Below are 20,761 nucleotides of genomic sequence, written 5' to 3'. Positions count from 1 at the left end.
ATGTGGCTTGCTGATGTCTCGATCCGCCGACCGGTGTTTGCGACGATGATGATCGGCGCGCTGGTTGTGTTGGGCCTGATCAACTTCACTAGGCTTGGCGTCGATCTCTTTCCGCGTGTCGAATTTCCCTATGTCTCGGTCAGCACGTCGCTGGAAGGCGCGGCGCCGGGCACCATCGAAACCGAGGTAAGCGATGTTCTGGAGGAGGAGCTGAACAGCATCTCCGGCATGCGCCAGATGCGCTCGGTGAGTGCCGAGGGGCTCTCCCAGGTGTTTCTCGAGTTCGAGCTGGAGGAAGACGGCGATGTGAAGGCGCAGGATGTGCGCGACAAGGTGAGCATCGCCCTGCGCGGTCTGCCCACCGACGCGGACCCGCCCGTGGTCGAAAAGGTCGACCCGGACGCCAGCCCGATCCTGTCGATCATGCTGTCCGGGGACATGCCGATCCGCGAACTCACCACCTATGCCGACGAGGTGGTGAAGGAGCGCATCCAGCGTGTGCCCGGCGTCGGCTCGGTCACCCTGGCCGGGGGGCGCGAGCGAGAGATGCGGATCTGGCTGGATGCCGCACGCATGCGCGCGGTTGGCGTGACAGCCGACGATGTGGTGCGGGCGGTGCGCGGCGGCAATGCCGAACTGCCCGGCGGCCGCCTGGAGATCGGCGGCGCGGCGCGGGAACTGGGCGCCCGCACCATGGCCGAGGCGCGCGCGCCCGAGGAATTCGGGGCCATTATCGTCCAGTGGCTGCCCAACGGCGCCGCCGTGCGTGTTCGCGACGTTGCCCGGATCGAGGATGGCCAGCAGGACGAGCGCAGCTTCGCCCAGTTGAACGGTGCGCCGGGGGTGGCGCTCGAGGTACGGCGCCAATCCGGGCGCAACACCGTCGAGGTCGCCCGCGCCATCCGCGCCGAGGTGGAGGCGCTGGCGAAATCAGCACCGCCGGGCGTCAGCATGGTTGTCGCGCGTGACACGTCGCGCTTCATCGAATCCTCGATCAAGGACGTGCAGTTCGAAATCGCCGTTGCCATCGTGCTGGTGGTGCTTGTCACCTTCTTTTTCCTGCTGAGCTGGCGGGCGACGATCATCGTCACGCTCGCCATTCCGACCTCGTTGGTCGCCACCTTCATCGCCTTTGGCGCGTTCGATCTCACCATCAACATGATGACGCTGCTGGCGCTCACTGTGGCGATCGGTCTGCTGGTCGACGATGCGATCGTGGTGACCGAAGCGATCCAGCGCGATATCGATGAAGGTGCCGATGCGCGCACGGCGGCCTTTGCCGCGACAAAGCGCGTGGCGCTTGCCGTGCTCGCCGGCACCTTCGCCACGCTGGCGGTGTTCGTGCCCATCGCCTTCATGGAAGGCATCGTCGGCCGCTTCTTCTTCCAATATGGCCTTGCCATCGTCTTTTCGGTCAGTGTTTCGCTACTGGTCGCCTTCACCCTCACGCCGATGCTGGCAGCCCGCCTGCTGAAGGCCGGCGATCATGGCGGGCCGTGGCTGGCGCGCATCGAAGCCTTCCACCAGGGAACGGAGCGCCGCTATGCCCGTATCGTGCGCTGGGCGCTGGAACGGCGCCGGCTGGTGATGGCTATCGCCCTGGGCAGCCTGGTCGTGGGCGGCGTGGCGGCCTCCATGGTGCCATCAACCTTCATGTCGTCCACCGACCGCAGCGAGTTTCTGGCGACGGTGAAACTGCCGCAGGGCACGGGCATCGCCGGGGCGCGCGCGGCGGCGGCGCGGGCGGACGCCGCGCTGCGCGCCATCGATGACGTGAAGCTGGTGTTCGTGACGGTTGGGGCCGGCAGCCGCCAGCGCAGCAATGAACTGGAGTTCTACATTGCCATCACGCCCAAGCAGGCGAGGTCGATCCACCAGATGGAGGTGATGGACAAGGCCCGCGCTGCGCTGCGACAGGCCATTCCCCAAGCCAACGAGATCGTTGCCTCGGAAGTGCCCTGGGTTTCAGGCGGTGGCATCGGGCAGGCTGCGATCGAGCAGGTGGTGATGGGCCGCGATCTGGCTGAGGCCGAGGCCTATGCGGCAAGGCTGGTGGCGGCGATGAAATCGCGGCCGGAGTTCGCCGACGTCCGGTCCAGCTATGAAGGCGGCCGGCCGGAACTGCAGTTGCGCATCGACCGCACGCGGGCTGCCGATCTTGGCGTTTCGGCGCGCGACCTTGCCAACTCGACCCGGATTCTTTTGGGCGGCGTGGAGGCCGGCACGTTTGAAGAAGGTGGCCGTCGTCACGATGTGAGGGTGCGCCTCGAAGAAGCGCAGCGCCAGTCGCCTGACATGGTGGCAACCCTGCAGACCCGCAGTCTTGACGGCCGGCTGGTCGATCTGGGCCAGGTGGCCGATCCGCGCATCGGGACCGGCCCCGTGCAGATTGACCGCCAGGACCGGGGCCGCAAGGTCTCGGTGCTGGCCAACAGCGCTACCGGAGTGTCGCTGGGGGCGGCCGTGAATGCCATGGACGCCCTCATTGCGGCCAATCCGCCGCCGCCTGGGATCGAACTGGTTCTGGAGGGGCAGGCGCGCCGCATGGCGGAAACCGCAACGGCTATCGGCTTTGCCTTCCTGCTGGCGCTGATCGCGCTCTACATCGTGCTGGCCAGCCAGTTCGACCGCTTTGGCCAGCCTTTCCTCATCATGTTGACGGCACCCCTGTCATTCTCGGGCGCCTTTATCGCCATGCTGATCGGCGGGCAGGAAATGAGCCTGTTCGGCCAGATCGGGCTGCTGGCGCTGATGGGCATTGTGATGAAGAATGGCATCCTGCTCGTCGACCGCGCCAACCAGCTTGTGGAGGACGGGCTTTCGCAGGCAGATGCAATGGCGCAAGCTGCGCCGGAACGGCTGCGCCCGGTGCTGATGACGGCTTTCGCCGCCATTTTCGGGATGATCCCGGTGGCGCTTGCTGCGTCCGATGGTTCCGAATGGCGCAATGCCATGGGCTTCATCGTGATCGGCGGCCTCATCACCTCGACAATGCTGACGCTGATCGTTGTCCCGGCCGCCTGGATGCTGCCGGAAGATGTCGCGCGGCTGTGGCGGCGTACGATAACGCGGAAAGATGCGGGCAAGAGCGATGCGAAGTCGGTTGCTACCCCTGCACCGGCCGAAGGCACGGGTCACGATGAGGCCGCCTTGTCTCCTGCACGCGCCCGCGCGGCAGAGACTGCCTAGCGGCCAGCGCCGCCGCAAGGGCAAGGAACCCGCTGGACCGTGCCCGACCGGCGCTGTCGGACGTTGTCCTAATCGACGGGTGACGGTCCTTTTTCAGCATGGCCGAGGTCGCAGTCGGTCCAAGGAATCCGCTTCCGTCGCGGAATAGCCAGCGATAGATGCTGGACTCGCCAAAAAAATTTCGTGCTGATTTTCTCAATGAATTCAATAGTGCAGCGATCTGGCGGACCACAGGCCGGCCAGCAGGGCAGGAAAGTTCAAATAGGCGTTTAAAGACAGACAGTTAGGGCATTGTGGAACAATGGAGTGGGAATAATTTTTGCCCATCCGGGCATATCCAATAATACGCCATGATGCGAAATAAGTGACTGAAATATATAAATAAATATCTCTGAATCTTTCGGCATCTATCGCTGGGTTAGCCTCCGAAATGACGGTATGGCTGACGGTATGGTGCATCTTGTCTCAGCCGAAAATCGCATATACCGTCAGGGTCAAGAGAGCTTCTGACGGTATATTTTTTGGCGTAACATCCTGTAAAAACGGGGAAAATATCCGATCAGAAGGGCCATTTATGGCCTGACTGTTGATTGTCGCTGAGAGTTGACCCGGGAGGGTTATAAATTTCCACTGAGATTTGACCCATGTTGAACTCATCCCTGGCTTTGATGAGCGAGGGATCATGGAGTGTTGGACATGGCGTTATTGAGCATTATTCGGCGCTGGCATTTGCGCGATCATTTACCGATCCGGGAGATAGCGCGACGCACGGGACTATCCCGTAATACCATCCGTAAATATCTGCGTGCAGGGACTGTGGAGCCCCGGTTCAAGGTGCCGGAGCGGCCGAGCAAGCTGGATCCGTTTGCCGAACGATTATCGGCATGGCTGAAGCGGGAGATGGGACGCCCGCGCAAGCAGAAGCGCACGATGAAGCAGTTGCACGCCGATCTGGTCGCGCTGGGTTATGACGGTTCCTATGGCCGGGTTGCTGCCTTTGCACGAGCCTGGCGCGACGATTACCGGCAAGCGCAGCAGATGAGCGGTCGCGGCACCTATGTGCCGTTGGCGTTCGCGCCGGGAGAAGCGTTCCAGTTCGACTGGAGCGAGGACTGGGCGATCATCGACGGGGTACGCACCAAGTTGCAGGTGGCGCACTTCAAGCTCAGCCACAGCCGGGCCTTTCTGGTGCGGGCCTATTTGTTGCAGACGCACGAGATGCTCTTCGACGCCCATAATCACGCGTTCCGTGTGCTGGGTGGCGTTCCGCGCCGGGGCATTTACGACAATATGCGCACCGCCGTCGACAAGGTCGGGCGCGGCAAAGAGCGGACCGTCAATGCCCGCTTTCTGGCGATGGTCAGCCACTACCTGTTCGAGGCCGAGTTCTGCAACCCGGCAGCAGGATGGGAGAAAGGCCAGGTCGAGAAGAACGTTCAGGACGCCCGCCATCGCCTGTGGCAACCTGTCCCTCAGGCTGAGAGCCTTGATGCGCTCAACCTGTGGCTCGAACAGCGCTGCAGGGCCTTGTGGCAGGAGATACCGCACGGGATCGAGCCGGGTTCGGTCGCGGACGCGTGGGCCGACGAAGTGCAAAGCCTGATGCCGATGGGCAGGCTGTTCGATGGCTTTGTGGAACTGGGCAAGCGCGTCTCGCCGACCTGCCTCGTCCATCTGGACCGGAACCGCTACAGCGTACCGGCATCCTTCGCCAATCGGCCCGTGTCATTGCGGATTTACCCTGACCGTATTCTGGTCGCTGCCGAAGGTCAGGTGATATGCGAGCACCAGCGCATCATCGATCGGTCGCATCATCTGCCGGGCCATACTGTCTATGACTGGCGCCATTATCTCGCCGTCGTCCAGCGCAAGCCCGGAGCGTTGCGCAACGGTGCGCCGTTCCTCGAGATGCCCGATGCCTTCCGGCGGTTGCAGACGCATCTGCTGCGCACCCCTGGTGGCGACAGAGAGATGGTCGAGATCCTGTCACTGGTGCTCCATCATGACGAACAGGCCGTGCTGACTGCGGTCGAACGGGCACTGGAGGCTGGCGTCCCGACCAAGACCCATATCCTCAACCTGCTGCATCGGCTGCTCGACGGAAAGCCCACCGCTACGCCGCCGGTGACGGCACCGCAGGCATTGAGGCTGGTCAGTGAACCAATGGCCAATGTCGAACGCTATGATGCGCTGCGTCGGGAGACACGCCATGCGTCATGATCCTGCCAGTGGCGCTATCGTCGTGATGCTCCGAAGCCTTAAGATGCACGGTATGGCACAGGCCGTTACCGATCTCATGGCACAGGGATCGCCGGCGTTCGAAGCCGCCGTGCCCATGCTCTCACAGTTGCTCAAAGCCGAGACGGCCGAACGGGAGGTGCGCTCCGTCGCCTATCAACTCAAGGTCGCGCGGTTCCCGGCCTATCGCGATCTTGCCGGCTTCGACTTTGCCAGTAGCGAGATCAACGAGGCGCTGGTTCGTCAGCTCCATCGTTGCGATTTTATCGACGTTGCCGACAATGTCGTGCTGGTTGGCGGCCCGGGCACCGGAAAGACCCATGTCGCCACCGCGCTCGGTGTGCAGGCCATCGAACATCACAGGAAGCGGGTGCGGTTCTTCTCCACTGTCGAACTGGTCAACGCCCTCGAACAGGAAAAAGCGCAAGGCAGGGCCGGACAGATCGCTAATCGGCTCGTGCACTCCGATCTCGTGATCCTCGATGAGCTGGGCTATCTGCCGTTCAGTGCATCAGGCGGCGCATTGCTGTTCCACCTGCTCAGCAAACTCTATGAGCGCACCAGCGTCGTCATCACCACCAACCTCAGCTTCAGTGAATGGGCCAGCGTGTTCGGCGATGCCAAAATGACCACCGCTCTCCTCGATCGCCTCACCCATCACTGCCACATCCTCGAAACCGGAAACGACAGCTTCCGCTTCAAAAATAGCTCTGCCCAGCAGGCAAAACCAGAAAAGGAGAAAACATCATCTTGACCCACAGGACGTAACCGAAACATATATCCGAGACGGGTCACTTCTCAGTGAAAATCCCGGGTCAACTCTCAGCGACCATCAACACGCTCGGCCTCCTTGGCCATGTCGCCCTTCTTCAGATGGTCGATGAGCTGGGCAGCCCGCTCGCCCGCACCTTCGCGCACGGCTTCGAGGATGCGGGGCTTGGTGACGCGGCCGAGATAGTTGCCGACCGTCGGCCTCCAGCCCGCCGCCACCATGTCGAGGCCGGTGGCTCGTGCCAGCCGGTCAGCCTGCGAGAGGCGCACGTCCAGCCCATGCTGGCTGACGCCCGATCCGCTGAAGGGATTGGGCCGCTCGAACAGGGCGTTCACGCCGTAGCTGACGCAATGGGCGAGCAGATCGAGGCGCGTGCCGGGGTCGAGCAGGGACAGCCAGTCCCACAGAGCCTGGTCATCGTCGGGAACGTGATTGCCCCAGCGCTCCTGTCGCTCGGCGACCTCGCGCGCGGGTGGGCTGTCCTTCAACTCCTCGGACTGTGCCGAGAAGAAGATATGATTGACGCGGGCCTCGAGGCAGCCGGCCGGTGCGGTGCGCCGGAAGGTGTCGCTGACCAGCTTGTGCAGCAGCATGGTCATGGCGACGTCGGGATGTTCCGCAACCGCGTTGCGCAGCGCCAAGGTGCGATGTGCGGTCAGCTCGATGACGAGGCGCTCGGGCAACGGCTTGATGCCGTCCTCCTCATCGTCCTCCGGCTCCGCGGGCTGGCCGCCGATGGTGATGACGGCGCGTTGAACGGCGGGCGCGGCCTGCTGGCCCGCTTCACCGTCAACCTCCTGCGCATCTCTGCCTTCGGTCTCGACGGGACGTTCATCCTCGGGACGGACATAGCCGCGATCCACCGACAGCGAGCCGTCGGCATCGAGGCTGATGAAGACGCCGGCGACGGCGATGTCGGCCGGATCGTAGATCGTCGGGCGCTGCTCGAAGGCGTCGAGGGCCTGTTCGATCTCGCCGAGACGTGCGTCGATCTCGTCCGGCAGCTCGTCGGCTTCGGCATATTCGGCTTCGAGTCGGTCGTATTCGTCGCGCAGCGCTTCGCGGGTGGCGCTCTCCTCCTCGGTCAGGTCGACCGTGACGCCAGCCAGTTCGCGAAGCCCATGCTCGTGGCCGTAGGGAAAGCTCAAGGCGGCCTCGACCCATTTCCAGCCTTCGCTCGCGATCTCGTCGGCGGTGGTCTTCAGCTTCTCGGCCACCAGGCGGTCGAGCAGGGCCGGATCTTGCAGCCAGCCACCATCGTCCGACTGGAACAGGTCGCGCAGCACGACGCCGCCGGCCGCCTCATAAGCCTCGACGCCGATGAAGACGGCCCTTTTGTCGGAGGCGCGTACCGAGGTCTCGGTCAGCATCCGGCGGATCTGATAGGGCTCCTTCTGCCAGCTATCCTTGACTGCCTCCCAGACCTGTTCCTGACGGGCATGGTCGGAGCTGACGGTGAAGGCCATGAGCTGTTCGAGCGTCATGCCGTCGTCGGCATAGATATCGAGCAAAGTCTGCGAGACGGAGGCGAGGCGCAGGCGCTGCTTCACGACATTGACGCCGACGAAGAAGGCTGCGGCGATGGCTTCCTCGGTCATGCCCTTGTCGCGCATGGCCTGGAAGGCGCGGAACTGGTCGAGCGGATGCAGCGGCGCGCGTTCCATGTTCTCGACCAGCGAGACCTCGTCGACCAGGATGTCGCTGTTGGCGTCGCCGACGACGCAGGGCACCGGTGCGGTCTTGGCCAGGCGCTTCTGCTTCGCGAGCAGTTCGAGCGCGCGATAGCGACGGCCGCCGGCGGGCACCTCGAACATGCCGCTCTCGGCGCCATCGGCGTCGAGGACGGGACGGACATGGAGGCTCTGGATGAGACCGCGCCGGGCGATGGACTCGGCCAGCTCCTCGATCGAGACGCCGGCTTTGACGCGCCGGACATTGGACTGGCTCAGCACCAGCTTGTTGAAGGGGATGTCGCGCGCCGACGACAGGATGATCTTCTGAATGGCAGTTGCCATGTTCGTTACTCCGCGACGGGCGGCCGGGAGCCTTTCTCTCGACCTCCAACCCGTCACGAAGCGAAGCGCCGCCCTCTCACTCTCGGAGGGCAGCGCCAGGCGGGCGGCAAGGCGTCAAGCCGGAAGCCCGCTTCTCCGCCTTTCAGGTTTTCAGGCTCGTTACGCCGCCTGTCGTTCGTGGTCGGCTGCATCGACGTCGGCGCCCGGCAGGAAGTCGAGCAGCCAGTCGGCCGCCTTGCTGGCCTGGGAAGCGGCGCGCACGATGGCGCGATTGTCCTCACGCAGCACCTCGAGTAATCGCGAGGTGTCGATAATGTGAAGGAACGCAGTTTCAGTGTCTGAAATGCGCAGAATTGCGACGTTATCTGACGGGCTTTGCTCCGCATTATTTCTCGACGAACCTCTGCGGTCGTTTGACCAGCAGAGGAGCCGTCAATGCCGAATACCGATTGCGAACTGATCTCCGAACTCAGATCCGTACTGACCAGCCAACGATACAGCCCGGTGGTGGCCGGGAACTACTGCGCCTATGCGCGCGGGTTCCTCGACTATCTTGCCCGGCGCAGCATCCCGATCGCGGAGGTGACCGAGGCGCAGGTGGGGTACTATTTGCACCATGCGATCACGATGTTCCGCAAACGTCATGGCCGACCACCAGGGCCGTGTTGGCACTCCATTCCGCGTTCTGGAATCCACGCCCTACTGCGGCTTGCACAGGGCCGTTGGCCACCCGCGCCCAAAGCGACATGTGCTGCTGACACGCTGCGCTTTACGATTTGCGACGAATACGAGATCTGGCTGCGCGAGGAGCGGGGCCTTGCGGAGCGCAGCATCTACGCATTGATGTGGGAAGGTCGGAACTTCCTGACCTGGCAGCTTGATCGATGCGGCGTCGACAGCCTGGTGGAAATGAGCGTCGGCGACATCGACCGTTACATGGATATGCGCAGCCCGCACCAAACGCGCAAATCGGTGAAGGACGTGGCGGAGCGTCTTCGCTCGCTGTTGCGTTATCTGCACCGTACGCGCCGCACCGCAATCGACTTGTCGCCGCACGTCATCGCCCCGCTATTGTATGCCTATGAAGGGGTGCCCTCGATCCTGGAGCGCGATCAGATCGCCGCCGTTCTGGAAACCGCGAGCAAAGACACAACGCCTATCGGGCTCAGAGATCAGGCGATCCTGCAACTGCTGGCGACTTATGGTCTGAGGTCCGGCGAAATCCGCAATCTGAAGATCGAGGATATTGACTGGCGGACGGAATCGATCCGCATCCTCCACACCAAGACCCGTGCCTGTTCCTATCTGCCGTTGATGGCTCCGGTGGGCGAAGCCATCCTCAGCTATCTGCGCTCGGGACGACCGCAGACCGACGCCCGCGAAGTGTTCGTGCGGACCCGTGCACCCTATGGAAGGCTCCGGGTGCTGCATAGTGCCGTCTTCCGGCGAATCCGGGATGCCGGGGTCAAGCCACCGGGGAAGTGTGGGCCACACATCTTCAGACATGCCCGCGCGGTCGAGATGCTGCGCGCCTCGGTCCCGCAAAAGGTGATCGGCGATATGCTGGGTCATCGTTCGACGGAATCTACCGCTCCGTATCTCAAGCTGGCAACCGAAGACCTGCGGGCCATCGCGCTCGACGTTCCGGGATCGGAGGTGCTGTCATGACGCCATGGCCCGATCCCGAACGACTGTTGATCGCGCGCTATCTCGCGGACCTTGGCCTGCGCAGCAAGAACAGCCGCACCTATTACAAACAGGTGCTCTACAGCTTCCAGGACGTCGCCGCGCGCCACACCGAACTCGGCCAAGATGTGCTGGTAGCCTGGTTGCGGGCGTGGTCCGACCGTTGGACAGCGACGACGCTGCTCCACCGCACCCGCATTATCGACCGGTTCCTCGATCACCTTGTGCAAACCGGGGCGATCCACCGCAATCCCGTCGTCGTCCTGCGCAAGGAGTGCAACGTCAAGCAGTGCATGCCGGTCTGGCGCGCTCTGGCTTCACGCGATCCAGAACAAGCCCTTGCCGAACTGCATCAGCCCAAACCGTTCGGCAGCGTGCTGGGCGCGATCATGGCCGAGCACGTTACGCTGATGCGCAACAGGGGGTACAAATATACCACGCAGCCTGTGTGGCTTTTGCGGTTCGACCGGTTCCTACAGCTGAACCCGGCGCTGCAGGATGAACCGATCGGGGTGATGCTCGAACACTGGGCGGCGGCGAAGGCCACGCGCAATCATCCTGCCGAATGCGAAAAGCTGAAGCGCGTCCTTGCGAAGATACTCCGCCACCGGGATCCGTCGATCCCACCGCGCCGACCGGACCCACGTCCGGGGAAGGAAGTGGCCAAACAATGGCGCAAACCTCATATCTATACGCCCGCCGACGTGCAGCATATGCTCGACATTGCTCGCTCTTACCCCTCTCCGCGAGCGTCGCTTCGCCCGTTGAGTGTCTACACGATGCTTCTGCTCGCCTATTGCGCGGGCCTGCGGCGCAGCGAGGTTGCCCGCCTTGATCTGGGGGATGTTGATCTTCAGGGCGGCACGATCACTATACGGCAGACCAAGTTCTACAAGACAAGGATACTGCCGCTGCCCGACACTGTGATGGCCGAACTTCGGGCGTACATCGATGTGCGGCGTCGCGCGGGTGCCCCGCAGGATCCGAGGTCAGGTCTGTTCTGGCACGAGCAGCGGAGCGGCCGCTATACGAAGCAAGCCGTCGCCTGGCTGCTCGTTGACGTCATACGCCGTGCCGGGCTGAAGCCACCGCAGGGGCGAACGGGACCGCGTTTGCACGACCTGCGCCACTCGATGGTCGTGAACCGGATCCTCGAATGGTACAGGACGGGCATCAACCCGCAGGACCGTCTGCCATTCCTCGCGACCTACCTCGGCCACCGGGATATCAACTCTACGCTGGTCTACATCACGGTCACCCAGGATCTGCTGCATTACGCAAACGAGCGGTTCCGCATGGTGGGCGCACCTTGCCTCAGCATGGAGCGGGAGGTGCAGACATGAGCAAGGCCAACCCGTTCCCGGTACTGATGCGCGCGTTCTTCTACGAATGGCTGGTCGAGCAGCGCAACGCATCCATCCATACAGTCCGATCATACCGCGATACCTGGCGGCTGTTCTTGCGGTTCGTCGCACAGCGGGCTGGAAGGAAGGTGGCTATGATTACGATGACTGATCTGGCCGCAAGCGAGGTCTCCGCGTTCCTCAGTTACGCTGAACATGAGCGCGGCGGCACGATCGGCACGCGCAACTGCAGGCTTGCCGCAATCCGCAGCTTCTTCCACTTCGTGGCGACCAGGGATCCTGCATCGATCGCGCAATGCGTCGAAATCCTCAACATACCCGTCAAGCGCACGCCGGTATCGGAGCCCTGCTATCTGGATCCGGCGGAAGTGACGGCAATTCTTGCCCAGCCTGACCGTTCGACGCTCGAAGGCATGCGCGATCATGTGCTGCTCTCGTTCCTCTACAACAGCGGCGCACGAATACAGGAAGCGCTCGACTTGTGCCCCGAAGCAATCCGGTTCGAAAGTCCGAGCTGCGTGCGCTTGACCGGCAAGGGACGGAAGGAACGCATCTGCCCGCTCTGGCCTGAAACAGCCTTGCTGCTGAAGAAGCTGCTCGAACGGCAACCACGGGCGCCTGACCAACGGCTGTTCGTTAACCGCTATGGCGAACCGCTCAGCGCGTCGGGCGTCCGATTCAAGCTTGCCGCCTACGTAAAGGCGGCGACCGAAGCCACACCAACGCTGCGTACCAAGCACGTGACGCCGCACGCCTTCCGGCACGCCACCGCCGTGCACCTCATATCTGCGGGCGTCGATGTTACAGTCATCCGCAGTTGGCTCGGCCACGTGAGCCTCGACACGACCAACCACTATGCCAGGGCCAATCTTGAAACGAAGCGAAAGGCCCTGGAACAGGTCGCCGTTCCGACAACACCCGGCGGTCAGCCTTCGTGGAAGCGCGATACAAGCGTGCTCGCCTGGCTCGACACGCTTTGAAATAATGTGAAGGAACGTTGGCAGGAAACCCCAGAACTCGGCCAATCTGGCCGCGTTCCTTCACATTATCGACACCTCGCGATTAGCCAGGTTATGGCGAGGTGAGCATAACGCCAGCCAGGAGCCGATATAGTCGGCATGGCGGACGGTGGGTGTGATGCCGAGCGAGGCGCAGCAGAAGGCCGCGTTGATCTCGGCCACATATCCTGACAGTCCAGCCCCAATCCGGGGTTCGAGGAAGAAAACCATCGGCTGCCTCCAGCACTGCCCAAAAACCGCATCGGCCTCCCCCGAGGCGGGGGTGGGCGGCGAGAGCGACCGAAGAGGCCCGTTCGAGCGGCGGGCTGCACCCGCAGGGGCGAAATGAAATGGAGCAGCCCGGCGAAGCCGGGGCTTGCAGCCCGCCGTGGCGGGCCTAGCAGGGAGCGCCGACCACCTCCGCGTCGGAAGGGAGGCCCAAAAAGTAGCGCCGCCGCGTCAGCGGCGTCCGCAGATCAGGCGGGCGACAGCCCGCTATCGTCTTTCGCGACAGGCTGCCGCCCGCCCGCGGGCGAGCACTGGTGACGGATCGTGCGCGGCGTCGCCTAGAGCATGTAGCCGATATCCGAGGCGCCGGTCGGATAGGCAAACATGGTGGAGCGTAGATCGGCCGCGGTGAGGCCGTGGCGGATGGCCAGGCCGAAAAGGTTGATCACCTCGTCGGCGTTCGGCCCGACGAGATGCGCGCCGAGGACGAGGTCCGTCCGCTCGTCGATCAGAACTTTGTGGCCATAGACCGGCTCGGCGAGCCGGCGGGCGGTGAACCAGTCCGGCGTCGAGGCCGCGTTAACCCGGAACTTGAGGCCGCTGCGGCGCGCCGCCTCTTCCGAAAGCCCGACGGCGGCGATCGGCGGCACGGTGAAGGCGACGCTCGGAACACCGCGATAGTCGGGCTCGCGCGATGGACCTTGCAGGAGGTTCGCGGCGACGATCTTCGCGTCGTGGCTCGACACCGGGGTCAGGGGCGGCCCGACGCCGGCGGCGTCACCGGCGGCATAGACCCGCGGGTTGGAAATGCTGCGCAGATGCGCATCGAGCTGCAGTCGTCCGTCTTGCACCGCGACCTGCCCGGTGGACAGGTCGAGGCTGCCGAGATCGGGACGACGCCCGGCAGCATGAATGACGAGATCGCAGGCGACCTCCAGGTCCGGCGCTCCCTGGCGAGAGGCACGCACCTGCAGGCCGTCCCCGTTCCGCTCGACCCGTGTGACCGCGGTGCCGGTCTCGATGCGAATGCCGAGCGCCGTGAACCGCGGTGTGAGCCAGCCCACCAGGTCGGGATCGAAATGCGGCAGCAGCCGGCTAGCGCGCTGCAGGATCGTGACTTCGGCGCCGGCACGTGCGGCCAGATGCGAGAACTCCGCGGCGACATAGCCGCCGCCGATCAGCACGATCCGGCGCGGCAGCGTCTCCAGCTCGAGGAAAGCGTCGCTCGTGCTGACCAGCTCCTCGCCTGGAATGCCGAGCGGGATCGGCCCCGCGCCGGTTGCGATCAGGATATGCTGGGCCTGCAACGTCCGACCGTCGACCGCGACCGCGTCCGGGCTTGCGAAGCGCGCTAGCCCGTGGAAGGCGTCGACGCCCAGCTTGGCGTAGCGGCGTTCCTGCTTGGCGGGGACCGGATCGGTAAAGCTGCGCTTGAACGCCATCAGGCTCGGCCAATCGATCGCCAGGTCGCCGCCGACACCATGTCCGGCCATGCGAGCGGCGGCATCGATCGCCTCTTCGCCGCTGACCAGCATCTTCTTGGGATCGCAGCCCCGTAGCGCACAGGTGCCGCCGAACGGGCGGTGGTCGATGACGGCGACGGACCATCCGGCGGCGCGGACCTGGCCGATCGCGACCTGGGCGGCTGTTCCGCTGCCGATGACGATCAGGTCGTAATGGGCCATGGCAATATCCCTCCGAGCATCGGTGCAAAGATCGCGCGGCCGACCTGGAGGGCCTCGCGCAGGGTCAGGCGAATGCCGTCGCGGGCGGTCACGGAACCGTCCATACGCCAGGCTTCAAGATGATCGGCATGGCAGAAGAAAGCCTGCTGAGTGCAGAGCGAAGACGCTGCACAGCCGCCGGTGTAGCGATGACCGGACCAGACGAGAATCCCCTCGGGCACGACGTCGCCCAAGGTGCAGCCCCGGTCGTGGACATGGATCGCAAGCGAGCGCCGGCATTGGCGGCATGACGAGCGGATGAGGCTGGCGTGCGGTGCGATCGTGCAGATCCCCAGCGCGTCGAGGGCGCACATGGCTCCCATCGTGATACCCGCGGCCTCCACCTGATGCTCACTGGGAGCATCGGTGAAAGGATAGGCGCCGCTCACTCGGCCGTCGCCGTCGAGGACCACGAGATCGCGTCCGGCGAGCCGGTGGAGCGCTGCGGCCACGTCGCCGGGCGGGAGCGCAACCGCGGCAGCGATCTCCACCGGCGCCGGCGCGTGGCCCTGGGTGACATAGGCCCGGAGGATGGCACGCCGCACCTCGTCCTCGGTGCTGTCGATGCCATGCCACCTGCGGCCGATAAATGCCGCGAACAGCGCTGTCAGGGCCGAATGGGCGCTTGGCGCGGTGACCGCAGTCCAGTCCGGGACGACGGTGCCGTCGGGGAATGCAACCGTCGGTTCAGGGGCAGCGTCAGCGGGGGTGGCAAGCGTCACGGCTTGTCTTCAGCCGCAGCAGGACGCGCCCTTGCCCTCGATCTGGATCGGCGGACACGGAACGTCGCCATAGGAACAAAAGACGCAGCAATCGCCCTGCTTGGGCTTGAGGACCGCGCCGCAGCCCCGGCAGTCATAGAAAAACTGGCATGCGTTGGTCGGCATCGTCTCGGTCGCCTGATGTCCGCAGTGCGGACAGGTCAGGGTCGAGTGCAGCTCCGGAACGACGTCAGACATAGCTATAACCCGCCCAGAGCAGTGCCGCGCCGACCAATAGGCCGGCGAGAGTGAGGATGCGCGTCCAGCGCGGCGTGCACACGCCGTCCGGGCCGCAGCGCATGGCGGCGAGTTGCTGGCGCAATAGCAGCGCGGCGCCGGCGACGAGGCATAATGCGCCGATCACGAGGAGCGGCGTGCGATAGGGCGCGGAGACGACGGCCACGCCGCTGAGCCAGGCCGCGCCGATGCCGGCGGATGCCAAGAGGATCGGCAGTGCGCAGCAGGCAGCGACGCCGAACGCGGCGGCGATCCCCGCCAGGGTAAGCGCGGCGGTACTTATCCCCTTGGGCGGGCTTGGTGTCTGGGTCACGGGCGACTCCTTGTGGCGGGCATGCAGCTATCCTACCATCTGTAGCGACTACAGACTCAAGAGGTATTTTGAAGATGGCCGCAACCGCCGCGATCCAGATCGGCGAACTCTCGCGCCGTACCAGCTGCAACATCGAGACGATCCGCTATTACGAGCGGATCGGGCTGCTGCCCGTTCCGCCGCGGCGGGGCCGTTACCGCAGCTACGGTCGGGAGGACGTGGCTCGCCTGGGCTTCGTGCGCCGTGCGAGGGAGCTGGGCTTCACCCTTGACGAGGTGCGCGCCTTGCTCGGACTCGCGGCCGGCGGCCAGGCCTCCTGCACCGAAGTCCGCGAGCTCGCGGCGTCGCATCTGCAGGATGTGCGCGCGCGGATCGCGGACCTCAGGCGGATGGAACGGGTTCTGGCAGACTCGGTGCGAGCCTGCGATGCCGGTCAGGATCCGGGCTGTCCGCTGCTTGATGCGCTCGGCGCCGAGGTGCGGGCCGCGTGAGCGTCACGGCTGCTGGGCGTGCATCCAATCGGCCGCCGCCTGCGCCTTGCTGGCCGCAGTGAAGATCGCGCGGCTGTCGTTCTTCAGCACCTGAAGTAATCGCGAGGTGTCGATAATGTGAAGGAACGCAGTTTCAGTGTCTGAAATGCGCAGAATTGCGACGTTATCTGACGGGCTTTGCTCCGCATTATTTCTCGACGAACCTCTGCGGTCGTTTGACCAGCAGAGGAGCCGTCAATGCCGAATACCGATTGCGAACTGATCTCCGAACTCAGATCCGTACTGACCAGCCAACGATACAGCCCGGTGGTGGCCGGGAACTACTGCGCCTATGCGCGCGGGTTCCTCGACTATCTTGCCCGGCGCAGCATCCCGATCGCGGAGGTGACCGAGGCGCAGGTGGGGTACTATTTGCACCATGCGATCACGATGTTCCGCAAACGTCATGGCCGACCACCAGGGCCGTGTTGGCACTCCATTCCGCGTTCTGGAATCCACGCCCTACTGCGGCTTGCACAGGGCCGTTGGCCACCCGCGCCCAAAGCGACATGTGCTGCTGACACGCTGCGCTTTACGATTTGCGACGAATACGAGATCTGGCTGCGCGAGGAGCGGGGCCTTGCGGAGCGCAGCATCTACGCATTGATGTGGGAAGGTCGGAACTTCCTGACCTGGCAGCTTGATCGATGCGGCGTCGACAGCCTGGTGGAAATGAGCGTCGGCGACATCGACCGTTACATGGATATGCGCAGCCCGCACCAAACGCGCAAATCGGTGAAGGACGTGGCGGAGCGTCTTCGCTCGCTGTTGCGTTATCTGCACCGTACGCGCCGCACCGCAATCGACTTGTCGCCGCACGTCATCGCCCCCGCTATTGTATGCCTATGAAGGGGTGCCCTCGATCCTGGAGCGCGATCAGATCGCCGCCGTTCTGGAAACCGCGAGCAAAGACACAACGCCTATCGGGCTCAGAGATCAGGCGATCCTGCAACTGCTGGCGACTTATGGTCTGAGGTCCGGCGAAATCCGCAATCTGAAGATCGAGGATATTGACTGGCGGACGGAATCGATCCGCATCCTCCACACCAAGACCCGTGCCTGTTCCTATCTGCCGTTGATGGCTCCGGTGGGCGAAGCCATCCTCAGCTATCTGCGCTCGGGACGACCGCAGACCGACGCCCGCGAAGTGTTCGTGCGGACCCGTGCACCCTATGGAAGGCTCCGGGTGCTGCATAGTGCCGTCTTCCGGCGAATCCGGGATGCCGGGGTCAAGCCACCGGGGAAGTGTGGGCCACACATCTTCAGACATGCCCGCGCGGTCGAGATGCTGCGCGCCTCGGTCCCGCAAAAGGTGATCGGCGATATGCTGGGTCATCGTTCGACGGAATCTACCGCTCCGTATCTCAAGCTGGCAACCGAAGACCTGCGGGCCATCGCGCTCGACGTTCCGGGATCGGAGGTGCTGTCATGACGCCATGGCCCGATCCCGAACGACTGTTGATCGCGCGCTATCTCGCGGACCTTGGCCTGCGCAGCAAGAACAGCCGCACCTATTACAAACAGGTGCTCTACAGCTTCCAGGACGTCGCCGCGCGCCACACCGAACTCGGCCAAGATGTGCTGGTAGCCTGGTTGCGGGCGTGGTCCGACCGTTGGACAGCGACGACGCTGCTCCACCGCACCCGCATTATCGACCGGTTCCTCGATCACCTTGTGCAAACCGGGGCGATCCACCGCAATCCCGTCGTCGTCCTGCGCAAGGAGTGCAACGTCAAGCAGTGCATGCCGGTCTGGCGCGCTCTGGCTTCACGCGATCCAGAACAAGCCCTTGCCGAACTGCATCAGCCCAAACCGTTCGGCAGCGTGCTGGGCGCGATCATGGCCGAGCACGTTACGCTGATGCGCAACAGGGGGTACAAATATACCACGCAGCCTGTGTGGCTTTTGCGGTTCGACCGGTTCCTACAGCTGAACCCGGCGCTGCAGGATGAACCGATCGGGGTGATGCTCGAACACTGGGCGGCGGCGAAGGCCACGCGCAATCATCCTGCCGAATGCGAAAAGCTGAAGCGCGTCCTTGCGAAGATACTCCGCCACCGGGATCCGTCGATCCCACCGCGCCGACCGGACCCACGTCCGGGGAAGGAAGTGGCCAAACAATGGCGCAAACCTCATATCTATACGCCCGCCGACGTGCAGCATATGCTCGACATTGCTCGCTCTTACCCCTCTCCGCGAGCGTCGCTTCGCCCGTTGAGTGTCTACACGATGCTTCTGCTCGCCTATTGCGCGGGCCTGCGGCGCAGCGAGGTTGCCCGCCTTGATCTGGGGGATGTTGATCTTCAGGGCGGCACGATCACTATACGGCAGACCAAGTTCTACAAGACAAGGATACTGCCGCTGCCCGACACTGTGATGGCCGAACTTCGGGCGTACATCGATGTGCGGCGTCGCGCGGGTGCCCCGCAGGATCCGAGGTCAGGTCTGTTCTGGCACGAGCAGCGGAGCGGCCGCTATACGAAGCAAGCCGTCGCCTGGCTGCTCGTTGACGTCATACGCCGTGCCGGGCTGAAGCCACCGCAGGGGCGAACGGGACCGCGTTTGCACGACCTGCGCCACTCGATGGTCGTGAACCGGATCCTCGAATGGTACAGGACGGGCATCAACCCGCAGGACCGTCTGCCATTCCTCGCGACCTACCTCGGCCACCGGGATATCAACTCTACGCTGGTCTACATCACGGTCACCCAGGATCTGCTGCATTACGCAAACGAGCGGTTCCGCATGGTGGGCGCACCTTGCCTCAGCATGGAGCGGGAGGTGCAGACATGAGCAAGGCCAACCCGTTCCCGGTACTGATGCGCGCGTTCTTCTACGAATGGCTGGTCGAGCAGCGCAACGCATCCATCCATACAGTCCGATCATACCGCGATACCTGGCGGCTGTTCTTGCGGTTCGTCGCACAGCGGGCTGGAAGGAAGGTGGCTATGATTACGATGACTGATCTGGCCGCAAGCGAGGTCTCCGCGTTCCTCAGTTACGCTGAACATGAGCGCGGCGGCACGATCGGCACGCGCAACTGCAGGCTTGCCGCAATCCGCAGCTTCTTCCACTTCGTGGCGACCAGGGATCCTGCATCGATCGCGCAATGCGTCGAAATCCTCAACATACCCGTCAAGCGCACGCCGGTATCGGAGCCCTGCTATCTGGATCCGGCGGAAGTGACGGCAATTCTTGCCCAGCCTGACCGTTCGACGCTCGAAGGCATGCGCGATCATGTGCTGCTCTCGTTCCTCTACAACAGCGGCGCACGAATACAGGAAGCGCTCGACTTGTGCCCCGAAGCAATCCGGTTCGAAAGTCCGAGCTGCGTGCGCTTGACCGGCAAGGGACGGAAGGAACGCATCTGCCCGCTCTGGCCTGAAACAGCCTTGCTGCTGAAGAAGCTGCTCGAACGGCAACCACGGGCGCCTGACCAACGGCTGTTCGTTAACCGCTATGGCGAACCGCTCAGCGCGTCGGGCGTCCGATTCAAGCTTGCCGCCTACGTAAAGGCGGCGACCGAAGCCACACCAACGCTGCGTACCAAGCACGTGACGCCGCACGCCTTCCGGCACGCCACCGCCGTGCACCTCATATCTGCGGGCGTCGATGTTACAGTCATCCGCAGTTGGCTCGGCCACGTGAGCCTCGACACGACCAACCACTATGCCAGGGCCAATCTTGAAACGAAGCGAAAGGCCCTGGAACAGGTCGCCGTTCCGACAACACCCGGCGGTCAGCCTTCGTGGAAGCGCGATACAAGCGTGCTCGCCTGGCTCGACACGCTTTGAAATAATGTGAAGGAACGTTGGCAGGAAACCCCAGAACTCGGCCAATCTGGCCGCGTTCCTTCACATTATCGACACCTCGCGATTAGCCAGGTTATGGCGAGGTGAGCATAACGCCAGCCAGGAGGCGATATAGGCGGCATGATCGGGACGCGGATCGTGCGCGATGCCGAGGTCGGCAAGCAGGAACGAGGCGGTCAGCTCGGCGGTCGCTTCCTCCATCGCGAGCGCGTCCTTGGTCCACCTGGCGCTGAAATCCCGGTCGAGCCGATGCGCCGCGCCGCTGGCATGGGCACACTCGTGGATATGGGTGCCGTAGAATCCATGCGCGCTACGGAAGGTTGCGAAGTGCGGCATGTAGATGCGGTCTTCGCCGAGATGGTAATAGGCGCTGCTCGACCCGTAGACCGTGTCGATACCGAGCGCGGCGATGAAGGCCTCGGCGGCCGCAAGGCGCTCGCTCTCGGGCAGGACCGGCCCGGGCTCGGGCGCGTAGCCGTCGACCTGATCGGCGTTGAACAGGCTGAACGCCCGGGCGAAGAGCCGCCGTCCCTTGCCGCCATCTTCGTCATCCTGCTCGTCGTCGCGCCGGCTGATCTCCTTCCAGAGGACGCCGAGGCTGGCCTGCTCGCCCTTGCGGACCTGGGCGCCGCGGTCCTGCCACTGACGATAAGTGCCCCAGACCCCGCTCGCATAGCCGCCGCCATAGGCCGCCGCCCAGAGCGACACCGTGTTGATGCCGCGATAGGGCTTGCCGCTGGCGATGTTGGTCGGCCGGGTGACATCGGCGCCGCTGTGATGCCATGGCATGCGCCAGTTGCCCGTACCGGCTTCGATCGCTGCAAGGATCGCCTCGGTGACCCGAGTATAGACGTCGGCTCGTACCTGAGTTGGCATGATCTGAACTCCGCTTGC

The 20,761-nt window shown here is 63.8% G+C and carries 17 protein-coding genes and 1 pseudogene; 10 read left to right on the top strand and 8 right to left on the bottom strand.

Going from position 1 to position 20,761, the window contains the following annotated elements; genetic code table 11:
• The 3 genes from OOT33_RS15810 (at position 1) to istB (ending at position 6,181) form a co-directional block, all read left to right on the top strand.
• Positions 1 to 3,189: an efflux RND transporter permease subunit gene (locus tag OOT33_RS15810; RefSeq protein WP_086116899.1), complete on the top strand. Its 3,189-nt coding sequence runs from the start codon at positions 1 to 3 to the stop codon at positions 3,187 to 3,189.
• Between the two features lie 696 nt (positions 3,190 to 3,885).
• Positions 3,886 to 5,409: an IS21 family transposase gene (gene istA, locus OOT33_RS15805; protein ID WP_307748224.1), complete on the top strand. Its 1,524-nt coding sequence runs from the start codon at positions 3,886 to 3,888 to the stop codon at positions 5,407 to 5,409.
• Positions 5,399 to 6,181 (top strand): IS21-like element helper ATPase IstB, encoded by a 783-nt coding sequence (istB, locus tag OOT33_RS15800; RefSeq protein WP_307748225.1) that lies wholly within the window; start codon positions 5,399 to 5,401, stop codon positions 6,179 to 6,181. Before istA ends, istB begins: the two co-directional genes overlap by 11 nt.
• Positions 6,182 to 6,249: 68 nt before the next feature.
• On the opposite strand, the gene OOT33_RS15795 is transcribed toward istB, so the two are convergent.
• A complete protein-coding gene (locus OOT33_RS15795; RefSeq protein ID WP_307750976.1) occupies positions 6,250 to 8,214 on the bottom strand; it encodes a ParB N-terminal domain-containing protein in 1,965 nt (654 codons plus the stop codon).
• A 159-nt stretch (positions 8,215 to 8,373) separates the two neighbouring features.
• Complete coding sequence (locus tag OOT33_RS15790) at positions 8,374 to 8,502, bottom strand: hypothetical protein (RefSeq protein ID WP_307750975.1); 129 nt, start codon at positions 8,500 to 8,502, stop codon at positions 8,374 to 8,376.
• Between the two features lie 147 nt (positions 8,503 to 8,649).
• Here OOT33_RS15790 and OOT33_RS15785 point away from each other — a divergent pair, with 147 nt between their 5' ends.
• The 3 genes from OOT33_RS15785 to OOT33_RS15775 are packed head-to-tail and all read left to right on the top strand — an operon-like array spanning position 8,650 to position 12,244.
• Positions 8,650 to 9,882 (top strand): tyrosine-type recombinase/integrase, encoded by a 1,233-nt coding sequence (locus tag OOT33_RS15785; RefSeq protein ID WP_307749248.1) that lies wholly within the window; start codon positions 8,650 to 8,652, stop codon positions 9,880 to 9,882.
• A complete protein-coding gene (locus tag OOT33_RS15780; RefSeq protein ID WP_307749247.1) occupies positions 9,879 to 11,243 on the top strand; it encodes a tyrosine-type recombinase/integrase in 1,365 nt (454 codons plus the stop codon). The genes OOT33_RS15785 and OOT33_RS15780 overlap by 4 nt, the downstream gene beginning before the upstream one ends.
• Positions 11,240 to 12,244, top strand: a complete 1,005-nt coding sequence (locus OOT33_RS15775) for a tyrosine-type recombinase/integrase (RefSeq protein ID WP_307749246.1) — start codon at positions 11,240 to 11,242, stop codon at positions 12,242 to 12,244. The genes OOT33_RS15780 and OOT33_RS15775 overlap by 4 nt, the downstream gene beginning before the upstream one ends.
• Positions 12,245 to 12,304: 60 nt before the next feature.
• Here the strand turns inward: OOT33_RS15775 and OOT33_RS15770 are convergent, their stop codons facing one another.
• The 5 genes from OOT33_RS15770 to OOT33_RS15750 form a co-directional block, all read right to left on the bottom strand.
• Positions 12,305 to 12,493, bottom strand: coding sequence for a zincin-like metallopeptidase domain-containing protein (locus OOT33_RS15770; RefSeq protein WP_307750974.1), 189 nt, complete (start codon positions 12,491 to 12,493; stop codon positions 12,305 to 12,307).
• Positions 12,494 to 12,828: 335 nt separating this feature from the next.
• Positions 12,829 to 14,175, bottom strand: a complete 1,347-nt coding sequence (locus OOT33_RS15765) for an NAD(P)/FAD-dependent oxidoreductase (protein ID WP_039574902.1) — start codon at positions 14,173 to 14,175, stop codon at positions 12,829 to 12,831.
• Positions 14,157 to 14,936, bottom strand: a complete 780-nt coding sequence (gene merB, locus OOT33_RS15760) for a mercuric reductase (protein ID WP_025549114.1) — start codon at positions 14,934 to 14,936, stop codon at positions 14,157 to 14,159. Before merB ends, OOT33_RS15765 begins: the two co-directional genes overlap by 19 nt.
• A 9-nt stretch (positions 14,937 to 14,945) precedes the next feature.
• Positions 14,946 to 15,173, bottom strand: coding sequence for a GDCCVxC domain-containing (seleno)protein (locus tag OOT33_RS15755; RefSeq protein WP_025549113.1), 228 nt, complete (start codon positions 15,171 to 15,173; stop codon positions 14,946 to 14,948).
• On the bottom strand, positions 15,166 to 15,525 hold the full coding sequence (locus tag OOT33_RS15750; RefSeq protein ID WP_017184393.1) for a hypothetical protein: 360 nt from the start codon (positions 15,523 to 15,525) through the stop codon (positions 15,166 to 15,168). The genes OOT33_RS15755 and OOT33_RS15750 overlap by 8 nt, the downstream gene beginning before the upstream one ends.
• Before the next feature lie 74 nt (positions 15,526 to 15,599).
• Here OOT33_RS15750 and OOT33_RS15745 point away from each other — a divergent pair, with 74 nt between their 5' ends.
• From OOT33_RS15745 to OOT33_RS15730, 4 genes and pseudogenes are all read left to right on the top strand, one after another.
• Complete coding sequence (locus OOT33_RS15745; protein WP_017184392.1) at positions 15,600 to 16,016, top strand: helix-turn-helix domain-containing protein; 417 nt, start codon at positions 15,600 to 15,602, stop codon at positions 16,014 to 16,016.
• A gap of 237 nt (positions 16,017 to 16,253) precedes the next feature.
• A pseudogene (locus tag OOT33_RS15740) lies at positions 16,254 to 17,487 on the top strand (site-specific integrase).
• Positions 17,484 to 18,848: a tyrosine-type recombinase/integrase gene (locus OOT33_RS15735; protein ID WP_307749247.1), complete on the top strand. Its 1,365-nt coding sequence runs from the start codon at positions 17,484 to 17,486 to the stop codon at positions 18,846 to 18,848. The pseudogene OOT33_RS15740 and the gene OOT33_RS15735 overlap by 4 nt, the downstream one beginning before the upstream one ends.
• The gene (locus OOT33_RS15730; RefSeq protein ID WP_307749246.1) at positions 18,845 to 19,849 is read left to right on the top strand and encodes a tyrosine-type recombinase/integrase; all 1,005 of its coding nucleotides are present in this window, start codon (positions 18,845 to 18,847) and stop codon (positions 19,847 to 19,849) included. The genes OOT33_RS15735 and OOT33_RS15730 overlap by 4 nt, the downstream gene beginning before the upstream one ends.
• 60 nt (positions 19,850 to 19,909) lie before the next feature.
• Here the strand turns inward: OOT33_RS15730 and OOT33_RS15725 are convergent, their stop codons facing one another.
• Positions 19,910 to 20,743: an ArdC-like ssDNA-binding domain-containing protein gene (locus tag OOT33_RS15725; protein WP_307749253.1), complete on the bottom strand. Its 834-nt coding sequence runs from the start codon at positions 20,741 to 20,743 to the stop codon at positions 19,910 to 19,912.
• Between the last annotated feature and the right edge of the window lie 18 nt (positions 20,744 to 20,761).

Origin of the sequence: Sphingobium sp. DEHP117 (assembly GCF_030867385.1) — a bacterium.
In the GTDB taxonomy this organism is placed as follows: Bacteria; Pseudomonadota; Alphaproteobacteria; order Sphingomonadales; family Sphingomonadaceae; genus Sphingobium.
This window is presented reverse-complemented; position numbering and strand designations above follow the sequence as displayed.

What these genes read in the sequence shown, in the direction of transcription:
- OOT33_RS15730 (WP_307749246.1), top strand. Translation starts at nt 18,845, where the DNA reads ATGAGCAAGGCCAACCCGTTCCCGGTACTGATGCGCGCGTTCTTCTAC.
- OOT33_RS15735 (WP_307749247.1), top strand. Translation starts at nt 17,484, where the DNA reads ATGACGCCATGGCCCGATCCCGAACGACTGTTGATCGCGCGCTATCTC.
- istB (WP_307748225.1), top strand. Translation starts at nt 5,399, where the DNA reads ATGCGTCATGATCCTGCCAGTGGCGCTATCGTCGTGATGCTCCGAAGC.
- OOT33_RS15765 (WP_039574902.1), bottom strand. Translation starts at nt 14,175, where the DNA reads ATGGCCCATTACGACCTGATCGTCATCGGCAGCGGAACAGCCGCCCAG.
- OOT33_RS15810 (WP_086116899.1), top strand. Translation starts at nt 1, where the DNA reads ATGTGGCTTGCTGATGTCTCGATCCGCCGACCGGTGTTTGCGACGATG.
- OOT33_RS15775 (WP_307749246.1), top strand. Translation starts at nt 11,240, where the DNA reads ATGAGCAAGGCCAACCCGTTCCCGGTACTGATGCGCGCGTTCTTCTAC.
- istA (WP_307748224.1), top strand. Translation starts at nt 3,886, where the DNA reads ATGGCGTTATTGAGCATTATTCGGCGCTGGCATTTGCGCGATCATTTA.
- OOT33_RS15770 (WP_307750974.1), bottom strand. Translation starts at nt 12,493, where the DNA reads ATGGTTTTCTTCCTCGAACCCCGGATTGGGGCTGGACTGTCAGGATAT.
- OOT33_RS15795 (WP_307750976.1), bottom strand. Translation starts at nt 8,214, where the DNA reads ATGGCAACTGCCATTCAGAAGATCATCCTGTCGTCGGCGCGCGACATC.
- OOT33_RS15725 (WP_307749253.1), bottom strand. Translation starts at nt 20,743, where the DNA reads ATGCCAACTCAGGTACGAGCCGACGTCTATACTCGGGTCACCGAGGCG.
- OOT33_RS15755 (WP_025549113.1), bottom strand. Translation starts at nt 15,173, where the DNA reads ATGTCTGACGTCGTTCCGGAGCTGCACTCGACCCTGACCTGTCCGCAC.
- OOT33_RS15785 (WP_307749248.1), top strand. Translation starts at nt 8,650, where the DNA reads ATGCCGAATACCGATTGCGAACTGATCTCCGAACTCAGATCCGTACTG.
- OOT33_RS15745 (WP_017184392.1), top strand. Translation starts at nt 15,600, where the DNA reads ATGGCCGCAACCGCCGCGATCCAGATCGGCGAACTCTCGCGCCGTACC.
- OOT33_RS15780 (WP_307749247.1), top strand. Translation starts at nt 9,879, where the DNA reads ATGACGCCATGGCCCGATCCCGAACGACTGTTGATCGCGCGCTATCTC.